Raw genomic sequence first — 15,983 nt, forward strand, 5'->3', positions numbered from 1 at the left:
ACCAGGGCGAGCTTCTCCATGACGATGTCACGGATCTCGCTCTCCTTCTTCTTGGTGTGCTCGCGCAGCGGGAACGCGGTGTTGTCGAACAGGTTCATCGACCCGAACAGCGCACCGTCCTGGAACAGCACCCCGAACAGGGTGCGGATCTCGTAGAGCTCCTTGGCCGAGCATTCGATGATGTCGGTGCCGTCGATCAGGATCGAGCCGCGCTCGGGGCGCAACAGACCGATCAGCGACTTCAAAAACACCGATTTGCCGGTACCCGACGGGCCCAGCAACACGCTGACCTCACCCGAGGGAATCGTCATCGTGACGTCTTCCCAGATTCGCGCAGAACCGAAGGACTTAGTCAGTCCTTCTACCTCGATGGCGACACCCATGGCAGATCCTTCCATCGTTCCGTTGTTGGCCTGGAACGCAATCGCCCCCCGGCACAGGATCCGCGCATGACAGTGCTGCAGCGACGGGATACCGGTCAGTGTGAAGCCAACTTCCGTGGCGTCCCGTTCGGCCGCGGAGGCTGTTGGCGGTCAGTCGATACAGCAGGCGTTCGCTCTCGTCGAAATTTTCTACCCTAGATTAGAAGCAGTCGCTACGGAGCGCAAGGCGATCTCACCGATAGCAGAGACTCACGCCACCGCGCTTTGCTTCAACAGCCAGCGGCACTTGGCCCACACTCGCGCCGACAACATGGCACCGGCAGCAGCACGGTCGGCGAACTCGACAGGTCATGGCCAGTCATGCCAGAAGGACCGGCTTCGCCGACCCGCTAGCCAGCCCCAAAACCTCGGCGAATCCGTCGCCTAAGCACGACGCGTAGAGTGCAGGGTCGGTTACGGCTGCAGCGTCCAGATTCGCTCCGATACAGCACACGCCCCGATACGTGTGCAAGCTGATCATCGCCGCGCATCCAGGCAGCGGCGCAAAGGGATAGATGCGTTCGATCCGCGCTCCAGCCAAGTAGAGATCGTCCTTAACGCCCGGGACGTTGCTGGCTTGCAGATCGTTTCCCGCCGTTGTGGCACCAGCGAGCCGGACCAGAACAGACGCGGGGAGTCGCGCCATCAAGGGGGCGACAAGTTCGGCACTCTTCAGCGCCGGTTCGCTGCGGGCCTTACGCACAAGGTCGCCAATCTCTTTGATCCTGACTGCCGGGTCGGGCAAACCGACCGGGGCCGCCAGCCGAGCCGGTGCGAAATGATTACCACCGGCTCGATCATCGTCACGGCGGACCGACACCGGTATCGACACCGGCATCATCACATCTGGACTCAATGGAGCCCCCAGCTTCTCGTGGTAGAGCCGGAAACTGGCGAGCAGCGCCGCCAGGAATGCGTCGTTGAGCGACCCACCGGCCGCCTTCGCCGCACTACGGAGATCAGCGAAGTTCACATCCAACGCGACGAACCGCCAGGATGCTCCGCGGCGGGAAAGCAGGGGCAACCCTGGCACACCCGGGGGCGACAGCACGCGTTGCGCCGAATCCAGATACCGAAGGGCGCCGCGGGCCCATCCGACCGGGCTGGGAAGGGCTTTGAGGGCCGTGGCCGCGCCGACGCGCATCAGGGTCGACACCTCACCAAGGTCGTGTCGAAGTTGCCGCGAAAGGTGCTCTACGGCAGGGCGCTCAGTACAGCGAACCGCGGCAGGTTGAGGTTTGTCGGGCTGGTGGGCTCGCTGTCGAGAGTGGATCTGCGACAGCAATTGAGTCAGCCCCACACCATCGCTGAGAACGTGGTGCAGCTTCAGCAGATATGCCGCCTTACCGCCCGGAAGGCCCTCGACCAGCAGAGCCTCCCAAGGCGGACGCGCGATCGAACGGTGTCATCGCATACTGCCCGGCCGCGGTAAGCAGCTCCGGCAACCCGCCATCGCCGCCCAAGCGCAGTCGTCGCAGGTGATAGTGCAGATCTAGACATTGGCCCCTTGCCCACACCGGCGCTCCCAGGAGACCCAGCGGTTCAATCACCCGATCCCGGAATCGCGGCACCATCCGGCTAGCCCATTCATGTGCGGCCAGCAGCCGATTCCAGTCGGGCTCGGTGTCAAGCAATTCCATCGCCATCACCGTCGACCGCATCATCGGGTCGACGTCCGCGCGCCACATGACCGTCTCCAACGGGGTCAGCTCGCCGGAGGTACCCCAACCCAAAGGGCCCTCGTCTTCGGCACTCATTGCCTGTAGGCACCTCCGTCCGAGCCGATTTCTAATTGATATTAACTTATGTTGCGCACGGCCCCAAGCGGGACCTGTGCCCACCGGGATCGCTGCACCGGAGCGTGCGGTTGTGTGGTCGACACCGCGAACCTCCGCAACCGGCGCCGCCGACGTACGCTACTATAGTTTTTATCGTGCATTAAAAATGTTGAGAGGTGGTCCGGGTGAGCTTCCACTTGAACGAGGAAGAGGCGCTGCTGGTCGACACGGTGCGGGCTTTCATCGACCGTGATGTGAAGCCTGCGGTTCGCGAGGTTGAGCACGCCAACCAATACCCGGAACAGTGGATTGACCAGATGAAACGAATCGGCATCTACGGCCTGGCGATCCCCGAGGAATACGGCGGCTCACCGGTGTCGATGCCGTGCTACGTGGACGTCACCCAGGAATTGGCCCGGGGCTGGATGAGCCTAGCCGGCGCGATGGGCGGCCATACCGTCGTAGCCAAACTCCTCACCCTGTTTGGCACCGAAGAGCAGAAACAGAAGTACCTGCCTGCCATGGCGACCGGGCAGATGCGCGCAACGATGGCGCTGACCGAGCCCGGTGGAGGGTCAGATCTGCAGAACATGAGCACGACAGCTCTGCCGGACGGCGCCAACACGTCTGAGCTCGTAATCAACGGGTCCAAGACGTGGATCAGCAATGCCCGCCGATCCGGCCTGATCGCGCTGCTGTGCAAGACCAACCCGGCAGCGACGCCGAAGCATAAGGGCATTTCCATAGTGCTGTGCGAACATGGCCAGGGACTGACGGTGTCGCGAGACCTACCCAAGCTCGGGTATAAGGGTGTGGAAACTTGCGAACTGTCGTTCGATGACTGCCGAGTACCCACATCGGCCGTGCTCGGCGCCGAACCAGGCAAGGGATTCGCGCAGATGATGAAAGGCCTTGAAACCGGCCGTATCCAAGTGGCCTCCCGAGCACTCGGGGTGGCGACCGCGGCACTGGAGGACGCACTCAAGTACGCCCAGGAGCGAGAAAGCTTCGGCAAGCCCATCTGGAAGCACCAGTCGGTGGCCAATTACCTGGCTGACATGGCCACCAAGCTCACCGCCGCCCGCCAGCTCACCCGCTACGCCGCCGAACGCTACGACAGCGGCGAGCGTGCCGATATGGAGGCTGGAATGGCCAAGCTGTTCGCCTCGGAGGTGGCGATGGAGATCGCGTTGGACGCTGTTCGCATCCATGGCGGTTACGGCTACTCCACTGAGTTCGATGTCGAACGCTACTTCCGCGACGCCCCGCTCATGATCGTCGGGGAGGGTACCAACGAGATCCAGCGCAATGTCATCGCCAGACAGCTCGTCGCCCGCGGCGGTATCTGAGAAACCAGCACCGCTTGCCGGCCTCAGTCGACGCTGCCGAAGAGTTCGCCGATGAGCTGGCGACGCTGCGACCAGCTGGCCCCGCGGAGGTCGGCATGCCCGGCCTCGGTCACGATCAGATCGACGTCGTGTGCGGGGGTCGAGGCCGGTCGGCTCAGCTGCGCCACCAGCGGTGAACGCCCATTGAAGCTGGACGGAACCGCGACGATTGACAGCCCGCCCCGGCTCATTCGCCCAGCCACACAGAAGTCGGGATGACCGCCGATGCCGCCCACAACCCGGTCGCCCACTCCCTCAACGTTGATCTGACCGGCCGGGTCGATCTCGATCGCGGTGTTAACGGCGACGAATGGCTCGCCGCGGGACAGCCGAATCAGATCGTGGGTGTAGTCGATGCCGCGCAGAATACGCCGGCCCTCACTCCACTCGTAGAGCACCTCACTGCCGATCAAATAGGTCGCGGCCGGCTCACCAACCAGCAGGCCACGTTGATCCAGTTCCACCACCGCGTCGGTCAGCAGGCCGGTGTCAATGCGCAGCGGCACCTGCACCTGACGTAACAGTGCGGTGCCAAGTTGGCCGGGCCCATACTGCAGCCGTGCTCCCGCCGGGACAAAGCGCAGTACACGCTCGGCCAACGCGTTGTGTACCGGTGCGGGCTCTTTCGGCAGCAGCGCAATTGGACCGTCATCGGTCCGCCCCACCACGCGCACCCGTCCCGGATCCAATGGCGCCTCGGCACTGGCCGCGGGCGCGACGGTGTCAATGAATGCGAGTACGGGCACACCGGCGTCGATGACCTCTCGCTGCCAGGACACCTCTGTGCCGAAATACAGCAGCCCGTCCCGCTCCACCAACCGGGTGATCAATACGCTTGGACGTAGTGGACCAGCGAGCAGAGCCGGGATGCTTGCCAGACTGGTGGGCACGAACCGCGCCTTCGGGCTCCGCAACACATCACGCATACCCCAGCCGGGCATGAGTGCGACGATGTCGGCGAAGGCAGCGGTGTCGAGACCTTCGAGCACACCGGGCAGCCACCCGAGAATCAGCCCGATCGACCCGACGTCCGCCGCGACCCTGCTGATCGCCGAACATATCGGGACCCCGTCGTCAAGACAGCGCACGGCGCCGACACCGTCGCCCAGGGCCACTGTCATCCCACGCTGGAGGAACGACCGTAGGATCGACACGAGGTCGTGCTCAGGTGCGACAAGAAGCTGCGATGACGGTAAGCGATCCATTGAAGTCAGCGGTTGGCGGCAGCCAGCATCTCGCTAATGCCGACGAACTTCACCCGCGGTCGTGATACCTCGGCACCCCTGGTACGTTCGACGTCGTCGATAGCGAGCCAGCCCTGCCAGTCGACGGGTTGGACACCGCGGTCGGCGAGCAGTTCACCCACCGCGGACCGGTGCCCCACATTGCGGGTCAGCAAGCCCGCATCGAAGTCCACCCACAGCCGGGCTACGGTCTCTTGGGCGCAGCTCCGGTTGGTTCCGATGACCCCCGACGGGCCGCGCTTAATCCAGCCCGTCACGTACACCCCGGGCACAGGTTGGCCATTACTGTCTATCACCCGCCCATCGTCGTTGGGCACCACGCCCTTGCCATCATCGAAAGGCAGGCCGTCAATGGCCGAACCCATGTAGCCGATGGAACGCAAGAACAGGGACGTCTCGATCAGTTCAGCACCGTCATCGATATCAGCGGAAACTACGGTGTCGCCGCGGCCAACACTGTTGGTGATTACCCTCACGCCCATGACCCGCTCGTCGCCGACGACCTCGACCGGTGAGGTCATGAATCGAAACACGATGCGCTTACGCTCTGGAGACGTTTCCTTCCTTGAGAATTCACGCGCCAACTCGACTTTGAGTGCGGTTTCGATGTCGTCATCACTCTTGACAGTCAGGTCGTCGCTGTCGATAACCACGTCGATTTCGGGCAAGTGACCCAATGCCAGAAACTCACCAACTGAATATGCCGCGTCGCGGGGTGTGCGCCGGCCTAGGATCACGACTTCGCGAACGCTGCTTTGGGATAACGCCGCTAGCGCATGGTCAGCGATGTCGGTCTTCGCTAGTTCGTCGGGAGACATCAGCAGAACGCGCGCCACATCGAGAGCGACATTGCCATTGCCGACGATCACCGCACGCTCGGCAGACAGGTCGAACACGTCGTGGGCGTGATCCGGATGGCCGTTGTACCAAGCGACGAAGTCCGCAGCGGCGTGGTTGCCCGGCAACTGTTCACCCGCGATCCCGAGTTCGCGGCTCTTTGACGCCCCCACCGCATAGATCACCGCGTGATAGTGCGCCAGTAGTTCGTCATGCGTAATGTCACGGCCGACCTCTACGTTGAAGTGGCAGCCGAATTGCGTATTGGCGAACGCAGCGCCGAAGACGTCGACCACCGCCTTGGTGTTCTGGTGGTCCGGCGCTACTCCTGCCCTGATCAATCCGAACGGCGTCGGTAGCCGCTCGAACAGGTCGGCCTCTACCCCGCCGATCCGACTCAACTCGCACGCCGCGTAGCAGGCCGCCGGACCCGCGCCGACGATCGCCACCCGCAACGAGCCTGGTTCGATCGCGGGATGGTCGGGACAGGCGGGCGGGATATCCATCTCCAACGGATGCTGTTCAAAGTAACGCGCATTGATATCGCGGAAGCGCTCCAACTCTGGCGGCAGTTCGTCTTCGTAATAGATCGAGTCGACCGGGCACGCCTCAGCGCACGCGCCACAGTCGATGCAGGCCACCGGATCGATGTAGAGCATTTCGGTGTCGGTGAACTCGCCGGTACCGCTGGCTGGGCGTATGCAGTCCACCGGACAGACCGACACGCAACTGGTGTCCTTGCAGCAGTTTTGCGTAATTACGTAAGCCATGGCAACCCTTCCGCAACGTGGTTGCGCGTCATGGCGCCCCGATCTGTTCGAGTAGGACTGCCGTCAGCGACGGAGGCATCAGTGAACCCTCGATTGTCGGTCCAGGCGCCCGCGTAAGATCCACCGACCCCTTGGTCCGTCGGGTGCGGAGCTGTCATGGCGATGATTTTAACATTGATTAAAATTGAGGTCCAGAGGCTTGCCGCAAACCCACGTCGACACAACCGATGAAGATCGCCGGCCGGGCGGGCGGCACATGCTATTGCCCATCTCTTTAGTCTCGATTAAAATCTTTTGATCCGACGGCGCAGCGGACGCCATGACGTTTTGCATCAGCGGCCACTGTCACGTGCAACCGCGTGACGACGTCTAGCCCACACTTTCAAAGGAGCGCGGATGCGCCATCTCGATAGTTTGGACACTCAGTTCATCGTCGCCGAGGACGGGCGTAACCACACCCACATCGTTGCCGCATCGGTGTACGACCCGTCGACTGCACCCGGTGGGACAATGACCGTCGAGGATGTCCGGGCGCTCGTCGCGGAGCGACTGCACCTGCTGCCGGTGTTCCGCTGGCGACTGGTGCCGATCCCTTCGGCATCGACTACCCGTACTGGGCTCAAAACGTAGAGTTTGACCCGGACTTTCATATCCGCGAGGCGGCCGTACCACCGCCCGGTAACATCCGCCAATTCGCGGACCTGGTGGCGCGCATCGCTTCGCTACCGCTCGACCGATCACGGCCGCTGTGGGAGTTGCATGTGGTCCACGGACTGGAGGACGGCCGGGTCGGGCTGATTACCAAGATGCACCACGCCGCCGTAGACGGCATCGCCGGCACCGAGGTCGTGACCGTCCTGCTTGACCATTCCTCCGAGCCCACGCGGCAACCGGTGTCGGCCGACCCGGTCGAACCCGGGACCGTGCCGAGCGAGTGGCGGATGTTCATGCGCGGCTTGGCCGGTGTGCCCCTGCAGCCGATGCGGGTACTGCGCTCCCTGCCGCGCGGACTGCGCCACCTCGATGACGCCCCGATGATGCGCACGATCCCCGGGGTGCGATCGCTGGCGGGGCTAGGCCGCACACTATTTCCGCCTCGACGTGACGGTGGTCTGCTCGAGCGTCCCCAGGTCCGTGCGCCGCGCATCGTCACCAACGGACGCATTTCGCCGCATCGCCGGGTGGCGTTTGGCTCGCTGTCGCTCGATGCCGTGAAGGCCATCAAGAACGCGCTGGGCCTCACAGTCAACGACGTGGTGGTGGCGGTGTGCTCAGGCGGGCTGCGGACTTGGCTGAAGGACCGGGGCGAACTCCCCGACGAGTCGCTGGTCGCACTGGTCCCGGTGTCGGTGCGGACTCCGGAGGAGCAGGGCACTTTCGGCAACCGCATATCCATGATGTGTACGCAGATCGCCACCGACGAGCCCGACCCGCGGGCCCGCGCGCTGGATGTCCACGAGAATCTGCGGTCAGCCAAAGAACGCCACCAAGCGTTGCCGGCCACGTTGATGCAGGACGCGAACAACTTTCTGCCGCCGGCGCTGTTCGCCCGCGCCGCGCGCGCCACCAGTGCCCTGCTGACCCAACCGCGAATCGAGCCGCCCGCCAACCTGCTCATCTCCAACGTGCCGGGATCGCCGACGCCACTGTACTGCGCCGGCGCCCGTCAAGTGGCGACCTATCCCGCGTCGGCCATCTTCGACGGCGTGGCGCTCAACATCACCGTGCTCAGCTATCAGCACAACATCGACGTCGGTATCGTCGTCGACCGTGATCAGGTCGATGACCCGTGGGAGTTGCTGGACGCCATCCAGGGAGCGCTCGACGAACTGGCGCGCGCGACGGGGGTGGCGGGTCAGTGAAGCGACCGCTGCTTGCCCTGGCAACGGCGTTGCTCGGCGCATTGACGACGCTCAACGCCTACCGGCCACTGTCAAACAAGGGCTATCCGTCGGTCGCGGCGGTCGCGCTCGGCGTGATCGCATCCGAACTGCCGCTTCAGACGCTGGCTACGCAGGTGGGCGCGCTGGCCGTTCAGACCCGGCGGTTGTCGCCGCGTATGCGGCTGGTTGCCTGGCTGGTCTCGATCGCCTCGGCCGTCGGGCTGGTGGGCCTTCATCGGTGCGGCCACCGTTCGCAAGCTCCGTTGTCTGCCGCGCTGGACCGTGGCTTCGGGAGTGACCGTCGCACCGACTCGGTAGGGCTGTGGGATCGGCCGGCGCCGCAAGGCGCAACAGCGAAAGCCCCGGGGGTTGTCCGGATGCTACGCATCTACCGCGACTACGCCCACGATGCGGACATCAGCTACGGGCCGTACGGCCGGGCCAACCATCTGGACATCTGGCGTCGCACCGACCTGCGTCGCGACGGCCGCTCACCGGTACTTGTGCAGGTACCGGGCGGCGCATGGGTGATGGGAAACAAACGCGGACAAGCCCATCCGTTGATGAGCCACCTGGCCGAAATAGGCTGGATCTGCGTGTCCATTAATTGCCGCCTCGGTCCGCGCAACACCTGGCCGGACCACATCGTCGATGTGAAGCAAGCGATCGCCTGGATCAAGGCACACATCACCGAATACGGCGGAGACCCCGATTTCATTGCCGTCACCGGCGGCTCGGCGGGTGGCCACCTATCCTCATTGGCGGCGCTGACGCCGAACGATCCACGGTTTCAGCCGGGATTCGAGGATGCGGACACCCGCGTGCAGGCGGCCATCCCGTTCTACGGTGTCTACGACCTGACCGGAGTGCAGGCGAGGAACCATCCGAACTTGGTGCCGCTGCTGGAGAATTCCGTCATCAAGCAGACGCTCGCCGATGATCCGGCGACATACCGGGCCGCATCGCCACTCAACTACGTCCGCGCAGACGCACCGCCGTTCTTCGTCTTGCACGGGCGCAACGACGCGTTCCTCCCAGTCGAGCAGGCGCGTGCGTTTGTCGCCAGGTTGCGTTCGGTCAGCATGCAGCCTGTGGCATACGCCGAGTTGCCCTTCGCCCAGCACGCTTTTGACATCTTCGGGTCCACCCGCGCCGCGCACGCTGCCGTAGCCGTCGAACAGTTCCTCGCCGAGGTCTCCACGAACACGTCTGGGCCACTGCGCGACAATGAGTGAATCTCCTACCCAGCGCCGGCGCCTGCCAGCGAAAAGGTTGGGTGCTGCAGCGACCACTTGCACACCCAATGCCACGGTGTCGATGGCGCGCCAGCCCTGGCAATCGACGGGCACTGCGCCGCGCTCGGCCAGCAGGCCGGCTAAAGAGTCCCGATTAGCCAACGCGCGGCCCAGCGACCCGGCGTCGAAGTACTCCCACAGTTTGGCCACCGCCTGTTCAGCCCAGCTGCGATTCGTTCCGATCACCCCACGCGGGCCGCGTTTGATCCAGCCGGTGACATAGACGCCAGGGGCGGGTTGGCCGTTCTCGTCAACGACACGCCCATTCTCGTTCTGCACCACACCTTTGGCGGCACCGAAAGGTACGCGGTCGATCGGCGAGCCGTGGTAGCCGATCGAGCGCAGGATCACCCGGTTGTCGATGACCTCGGTATCACCGTTGGGATGAGTGACACGAAGCCCTTCGACATGGTCGTCGCCGACCACCTCGGCGGGCGAGGTGAAGAACCGGAAGGTGATTCGCTTATTCCCCGGGCGGCGGGGCGCGTTCGGCGAACTCGCGTGCGATCTCCAGTTTCATCACCGTCTCGACGTCGTCGTCGGACTTCGGATCCAGATCTCCGTTGTCGATGATGACATCGACATCCCACAGGTGAGCCAACGCCAGGAACTCACCGAACGAGAACGCCGCCTCCCTCGGCCCGCGGCGGGCCACGACCACGACTTCACGAACCGTACTGTCCGACAGGTGATCCAACGCATGCTGGGCGATGTCGGTTTTCGCCAGCTCCTCGCGGTCCATCAACAAGACCCGGGCCACGTCCAACGCCACATTGCCGTTGCCGACGATCACGGCTCGTTCGGCGGATAAGTCGAAGGCATGGTGGACATGAGCGGGGTGACCGTTGTACCAGCCGACGAAGTCGGCTGCGGTGTGGCTGCCGGGAAGCTCCTCACCCGGGACGCCGAGAACACGACTCTTGGACGCCCCACCGCGTAGATCACTGCGTGATGATGTGCCAGGAGATCCTAGTGCGTGATGTCCCGGCCGACCTCGAGGGTGAGGTGACAGCTCAACCCGTGGCTGGTGAAAGCCGGGTTGAAGATGTTGACCACCGACTTGGTGTGCTGATGATCCGGAGCAGTTTTGGGTGATGACGTACGTCACTGTGTCTTAGTCCTCGATGGACAGCGCCCCGGTCGGGCAGTTGCTCACAGCCTCCTCGACTGCGGTCCGCTCTTGTTCCGACGGCTGCGGATCGACCGCGTGCGAAAGACCATCATCACCGACCTCGAATACCGCCGGTGCGGCGACTTCGCACAATCCGATCCCCCGGCATTTGGTGATGTCGACTCGTACTTTCATCAGAACAGCCTCCGCATGATGTTCAGTGCCCGCTGGGTATAGGGGGGATAGAGCAGCCTCGGGTCAGGTTTGGCGGTCTTGGCCAAGACCGCGCGCCGATGGCTGAGTGTCTCGAAGCCCCACCTGCCGTGATAGGCACCCATGCCACTGGCGCCGACGCCGCCAAACGGCAGTGACGGAACGAGACAGTGCATGGCGACGTGGTTGATTACCGCGCCACCGGAGGGGATGCGGTTGACCAGATCGCGACCGCGCGGGCCCGAGGAGGTAAAAACATAAAGCGCCAACGGCTTGGGCCGGCTGTTGACGAACTGCACCGCGTGCTCCACGGATTCGACCGTCACGATCGGAAGGAGCGGACCGAACAGCTCATCGGCCATCACCGGATCGGTTGGCGGCGGGTCGACGATCACCGTGGCTTCAATCCGCAGCGTAGCGTTGTCCGACCGGCCACCGGTGACCACCCTGCCGTCGGTAGCGTTGATCAGCGACGCCAGCCGGTCGAACTGGCGCTGGTTGACGATCGGCAACTTCGGATCAGCTTCGCCCAACCGGAAATCCCGGAGGTTAGCGACAATCTTGCCCACTAACGCGTCAACGATCCGATGGTCAGCCAGCACATAATCCGGCGCGATACAGGTCTGCCCGGAGTTCAGCAACTTTACCCAGGCAATACGCCGTGCGGCGACATCAATGTCCGCGTCGGCGGCGACAATCACCGGACTCTTGCCGCCCAGCTCCAACGTGACCGGGGTCAGCGTCGGCGCTGCCGCGGCCATGATCTTCTTTCCGATCTCCGTGCCGCCGGTGAATAGCGCATGATCGAATCCAGCCGCCAGCAACTCTTGTGTAACAGCAGCATCGCCCTCGACGACCCGCACAGCGTGTGGATCGACATATTGTGGCAACAGCCGCGCCAACAGCGCCGACGTTGCGGGTGCCAGCTCGGACGGTTTGACCACCGCACAATTACCAGCCGCAACAGCAGCCACCAGCGGCGCGAGGCTCAAATAGAGGGGATAGTTCCACGGGCCGATGACCAACACCACACCCAGCGGGTCGTACTGCACCCATGCACGCCCCGGTAGCTGCGCCAGCGGCAACGATTGTCGCTGCCCGCGCATCCACTTCTTTACATGCTTGCGCGCATACACGGCTTCGGCCTTGCTCGAAGCGACATCACCGAGCCACGCCTCTGCCGGTGAACGGCCCAGATCTTCGGCCAGCGCCGCGGCGATCTCCGGCTCCCGTTCGTCGACGAACCGCTCGATACCGCGCAACTGCGTCAGCCGCCAGTCCAACGGCCGGGTGCGTCCGGTAGCGAAAACCCGCCGCAATTCGGCGAGCACATGGTCGCTATCGGCTGTCTGCAGTGGATGAATGGTCACGGACTCTCCCAGGGTTCCTAATCTTGTCGTGGCGACCCACCACAACCGGCTTCGTCGAGTTCGCGACCGTCACTAAATTTCGGGGGGCGGCACCACGCCGCTGGCCACCGCGCCGGAGATACCGCCATCGACAGCCAGTGCCTGGCCGTTCACCCAGCCCGCCGCATCGGAGGCCAAGAACAGCACGGCGCCGGCAATATCGTCGGGACTGGCGTGGCGCCCCAGCAGGTTCTTCAGCCCGTCCAGGGTGTCTTTGCCCATCGATTCTTCGAAATCGACCAGGATCGGCGTCTGGACCGGGCCGGGCAGCACGGCATTGATGCGAAATCCCATCTCGGCCATCGCCAAGCCCATCGACAGCGTGTAGACGGTGGAGACCTCTTTGGAGAAGTTGTAGGCGTTACCCTCTTGCGGGTTGGCTTTGAACCACGCCGCCCCCTCCTCGAAGGTGTCGGTCGCCAACAGCTCGCGGATCGCTTCAAGCCGCTCCGGCCAGCCGAAACCGGCCGTGGAGGACACGATGGTCACCGAGCCTCCCGGCTTGAGCCGCTCAAAGAACGACTCGGTCAAGTAACGCACCGCCAGACTGTTGACCGCCAAGACCAGATCGGCCGGCGCCGTGCCGGGAATCCCGGCGATGTTCATCAGTCCGTCGAATTCGCCGTCGAGTTGCTCGAGTGCAGCGTCGATACTGCGCGGGTTGGCCAGGTCAACCTCGATGTGTCGCGTCACCTTTGCCGTCGGCGAGTTACGGTCCAGGGAGAATACCTCGGCGCCGGCGGCCAACAACCGCTCGGCCACCGCATGACCAATCCCCGACGCGGCCCCGGTGACGACGTAACGCTTCCCAGAATTGTCGGCCATAGCTCTCCTAGTCGAGGGTGTAGGGCAGGGATTTCACCGCGGTGATGAAGTTTCCGGTCAGGTAATTCGGTTCACCGAGCCGTAGGTTCGGCGCCCGGAAGATCAGCTCCCGGAACATCGACTCCAGCTGCATCTTCGCCATGAAGGTTCCCATGCAGTAGTGCGGTCCACCGCCGCCGAACCCAACGTGCGGGTTCGGCTTACGCCGAATATCGAAAGTGTTCGGATTGTCGAACACCCGCTCGTCGCGGTTGGCCGAGGAATAAACCATCGTCACCCAGTCGCCCTTGCGGATGTGCTGACCACGCAACTCGGTGTCCTGGGTGGCAGTACGACGGAAGGTCATCACCGGGGTGGTCCAGCGTACGAACTCATCGATAGCGACTTGAATGTGCCCGTCGAAATCCTGCTCCAGCAATGCTTTCTGCTCGGGGAACTGCTGCAACGCCAGCGAGGTGAACGTGGTCGTGGTGCGCGTGGTGTCATTACCCGCCACCGACAGGAGCACAAAGTACGGGCCGAGCTCGTCATCGGTGAGCCGCCGTCCGTCGACTTCGGCTTGCACCAGCGATGTCATCAAGTCATCCTGCGGATCCTCCCGGCGCCTCTCGGCCAGACCGATGCCGATGTTGAGCAGCCCGACTAGGGAATCCGTGAGCACTTCGGAGGGTTCACGCCCTGCGGCCACATCGGGGTCGGCCCAGGCCACCATGCCCTCTGCCAAGTGCGACGCTTCGTTGCGCTCATCTTCGGGTAGGCCGAGCATGTCGTAGATGGTCCACATCGGCAGGCGCTTTGACACCTGTTCGACAAAGTCGCCCTCTTTGGTCTTGAGCAGATCATCGACGATCGTCTTGGCCTGATGCTTGATCTGGTCCTTGATCTTGGTGACCTGTCGCGGCGTGAACACGGAGCTGACGAGCTTTCGCAAGCTCGCGTGCTTGGCACCATCCATACCCAGGAACGACTGGGTCGCATCGAGCAACTCTTCGGGAACCGCTTCGAAAGTGATCCCCTGCCCGGAACAGAAAACCTCGGGGTTCTTGCTGACATAACAGACGTCCTCGTGACGAGTCACCATCCAAACACCGTCGATCTCGGGCTCCATCATGGAGCCCTCCATCGGGCGGTGCCAGCTGACGGGGCGCTCGTCGCGCAGGATCTTGAACGCCTTCTCGCGATCGTCGAAGCTTTGCGCCCAGAATTCCTCCAACGAGACGTTGACCGGGTCGTAGGGCGGCCGGGTCGGGAGCGGAGCTTCGATCGTCATTGGTATGCCTCCACATAGCGGTTGATTAATATCCGTTTGGCGAGTTTGCCAGTGGCCAGCCTCGGCAGTTCGTCCACGAAGTCAACGGAACGTGGCGCCTTGTAGTGCGCTATGCGATCACGGACGTACGCGATGATCTCGTCGGCCAACTCATTGGACGCGGCAACACCGTCGCGAAGTTGGACGACGGCCTTGACCTGCTCACCCATCTCGGGGTCCGGTACGCCGATGATGGCGACGTCGGAAATCTTCGGATGCAATGCGAGAAGGTTCTCGATCTCCTGCGGGTAGATGTTCACCCCGCCGGAGATGATCATGAATGCCTTGCGGTCGGTGAGGAACAGGTAGCCGTCACCATCGACGTAGCCAACATCGCCAACGGTGGTCCAATTGTCGTGCTCAGGATGCCGTGACGACGCCGTCTTGTCCGGGTCGTTGTGGTATTCGAAGGGCACGATGTCACGCTCGAAGTAGACTGTGCCCACCTCACCGCTCGGCTGCTCGACACCCTCGTCATCGCAGATGTGCAGGACACCGAGTGCGGCCTTGCCCACCGAACCGCGCTTAGCCTGCCATTCCGCCGTGGTGATGATGGTCGTCCCGTGTTGCTCAGTCGCCCCGTAATACTCGACCAGAATCGGGCCCCACCAACGAATCATCGCATCTTTGACGTCGGGCGGGCATGGTGCTGCCGCATGAACCGCCAACCGCAACGAGGAGACGTCGTACTTGGCCCGAATATCATCAGGCAATTGCAGCATCCGCACGAACATGGTGGGCACCACTTGGGTGATCGTGACGCGGTAGCGCTCGATGGCCGCGAGCATTTGTTCGGCGTCGAACCGCTCCATCACCACAACCGTTGCACCCAGCGCCTGGGCCGTAGCACTCCACTTCAGTGGGGCAGTGTGATAGATCGGCGCCGGCGACAGATACACATCGCCGGGGCTGATCTTGAAGGCCCCCTCGAGTAGCGCCGTGAGCGGTTCCCCCGGTTCATCGACCTGGATGGGCAGCATCCGCGGCCTGATGCCCTTGGGCCGACCCGTGGTGCCCGAGGAGTACAGCATCTCGGTGCCCCTGGGCTGATCTGCCAGTCGCGGACCCGCCCCCGCGAGCAGCGCGGCGTAAGACTCGTAGCCGTCGAGGTGCCCCCCGAAGGAATACCAATGCTTCACGTCGGGAACGAGTTTCACCACTTGTGACGCCAACTGCTCCACCCCGGCGGATGCGATCACCGCTCGGGCGCCACTGTCGCGCACGATGTACGCCACCTCGTCCGGCGCCAGATGCCAGTTGACCGCCGTGATATAGAGTCCCGAGCGGATGGCCGACCAATAGATCTCAAACGCCTCGGCGGCGTTGTCTGAGATCATCGCGATGACATCACCTGGCCGAAGCCCGAGTCCGTGCAGCGCCGACGCCAACCGCGCCGAGCTGTCATCGAGTTCACCGTATGTCACAGTCCGGCCAGACCCGGCCATGATGACGGCAGGACGGTCCGGCGCGGACGCCGCGTGCGTACCCGGATACATCGT

Annotated in this window: 12 protein-coding genes and 2 pseudogenes; 3 read left to right on the top strand and 11 right to left on the bottom strand. The window is 63.4% G+C overall.

The window, feature by feature from the left end; genetic code table 11:
- The 3 genes and pseudogenes from BKN37_RS00005 to BKN37_RS30310 all read right to left on the bottom strand — a co-directional run.
- Nucleotides 1-383: ABC transporter ATP-binding protein (locus tag BKN37_RS00005; RefSeq protein ID WP_131823496.1), on the bottom strand; the 383-nt coding region annotated here is incomplete at its 3' end.
- Between the two features lie 358 nt (nt 384-741).
- On the bottom strand, nt 742-1,263 hold the full coding sequence (locus BKN37_RS30305; RefSeq protein WP_423212748.1) for a WS/DGAT domain-containing protein: 522 nt from the start codon (nt 1,261-1,263) through the stop codon (nt 742-744).
- A gap of 132 nt (nt 1,264-1,395) precedes the next feature.
- Nucleotides 1,396-2,179 (bottom strand): annotated as a pseudogene (locus BKN37_RS30310) (wax ester/triacylglycerol synthase domain-containing protein); the annotation flags it as partial.
- 206 nt (nt 2,180-2,385) lie between these two features.
- Here BKN37_RS30310 and BKN37_RS00015 point away from each other — a divergent pair.
- On the top strand, nt 2,386-3,549 hold the full coding sequence (locus BKN37_RS00015) for an acyl-CoA dehydrogenase family protein (RefSeq protein WP_071019484.1): 1,164 nt from the start codon (nt 2,386-2,388) through the stop codon (nt 3,547-3,549).
- A gap of 23 nt (nt 3,550-3,572) precedes the next feature.
- Here BKN37_RS00015 and BKN37_RS00020 read toward each other — a convergent pair whose 3' ends face one another.
- The gene (locus BKN37_RS00020) at nt 3,573-4,709 is read right to left on the bottom strand and encodes an acetyl-CoA hydrolase/transferase C-terminal domain-containing protein (protein ID WP_071019206.1); all 1,137 of its coding nucleotides are present in this window, start codon (nt 4,707-4,709) and stop codon (nt 3,573-3,575) included.
- An 89-nt stretch (nt 4,710-4,798) separates the two neighbouring features.
- Nucleotides 4,799-6,439, bottom strand: coding sequence for an FAD-dependent oxidoreductase (locus BKN37_RS00025; protein WP_071019210.1), 1,641 nt, complete (start codon nt 6,437-6,439; stop codon nt 4,799-4,801).
- Between the two features lie 396 nt (nt 6,440-6,835).
- Between BKN37_RS00025 and BKN37_RS00035 the strand changes: the two are divergent.
- Both BKN37_RS00035 and BKN37_RS00040 read left to right on the top strand, forming a co-directional pair.
- A pseudogene (locus tag BKN37_RS00035) lies at nt 6,836-8,301 on the top strand (WS/DGAT/MGAT family O-acyltransferase).
- The gene (locus BKN37_RS00040) at nt 8,298-9,557 is read left to right on the top strand and encodes an alpha/beta hydrolase (RefSeq protein WP_071019220.1); all 1,260 of its coding nucleotides are present in this window, start codon (nt 8,298-8,300) and stop codon (nt 9,555-9,557) included. Before BKN37_RS00035 ends, BKN37_RS00040 begins: the two are co-directional and overlap by 4 nt.
- Before the next feature lie 523 nt (nt 9,558-10,080).
- Here the strand turns inward: BKN37_RS00040 and BKN37_RS29675 are convergent.
- The 6 genes from BKN37_RS29675 to BKN37_RS00070 all read right to left on the bottom strand — a co-directional run bounded on the left by BKN37_RS29675 (nt 10,081) and on the right by BKN37_RS00070 (nt 15,980).
- Entirely contained in the window at nt 10,081-10,410 is a 330-nt protein-coding gene (locus BKN37_RS29675; protein ID WP_105369010.1) for a hypothetical protein, read from the bottom strand.
- 321 nt (nt 10,411-10,731) lie between these two features.
- On the bottom strand, nt 10,732-10,923 hold the full coding sequence (locus tag BKN37_RS00050) for a ferredoxin (RefSeq protein WP_071019224.1): 192 nt from the start codon (nt 10,921-10,923) through the stop codon (nt 10,732-10,734).
- Nucleotides 10,923-12,311: an aldehyde dehydrogenase family protein gene (locus BKN37_RS00055; protein WP_071019227.1), complete on the bottom strand. Its 1,389-nt coding sequence runs from the start codon at nt 12,309-12,311 to the stop codon at nt 10,923-10,925. Before BKN37_RS00055 ends, BKN37_RS00050 begins: the two co-directional genes overlap by 1 nt.
- 72 nt (nt 12,312-12,383) lie before the next feature.
- On the bottom strand, nt 12,384-13,175 hold the full coding sequence (locus BKN37_RS00060) for a coniferyl-alcohol dehydrogenase (RefSeq protein WP_071019231.1): 792 nt from the start codon (nt 13,173-13,175) through the stop codon (nt 12,384-12,386).
- A gap of 7 nt (nt 13,176-13,182) precedes the next feature.
- A complete protein-coding gene (locus BKN37_RS00065; protein ID WP_071019234.1) occupies nt 13,183-14,445 on the bottom strand; it encodes a cytochrome P450 in 1,263 nt (420 codons plus the stop codon).
- On the bottom strand, nt 14,442-15,980 hold the full coding sequence (locus tag BKN37_RS00070; protein WP_071019237.1) for an acyl-CoA synthetase: 1,539 nt from the start codon (nt 15,978-15,980) through the stop codon (nt 14,442-14,444). Before BKN37_RS00070 ends, BKN37_RS00065 begins: the two co-directional genes overlap by 4 nt.
- Between the last annotated feature and the right edge of the window lie 3 nt (nt 15,981-15,983).

The sequence above is a fragment of the Mycobacterium talmoniae genome (genome assembly GCF_001854525.1).
In the GTDB taxonomy this organism is placed as follows: Bacteria; Actinomycetota; Actinomycetes; order Mycobacteriales; family Mycobacteriaceae; genus Mycobacterium; species Mycobacterium talmoniae.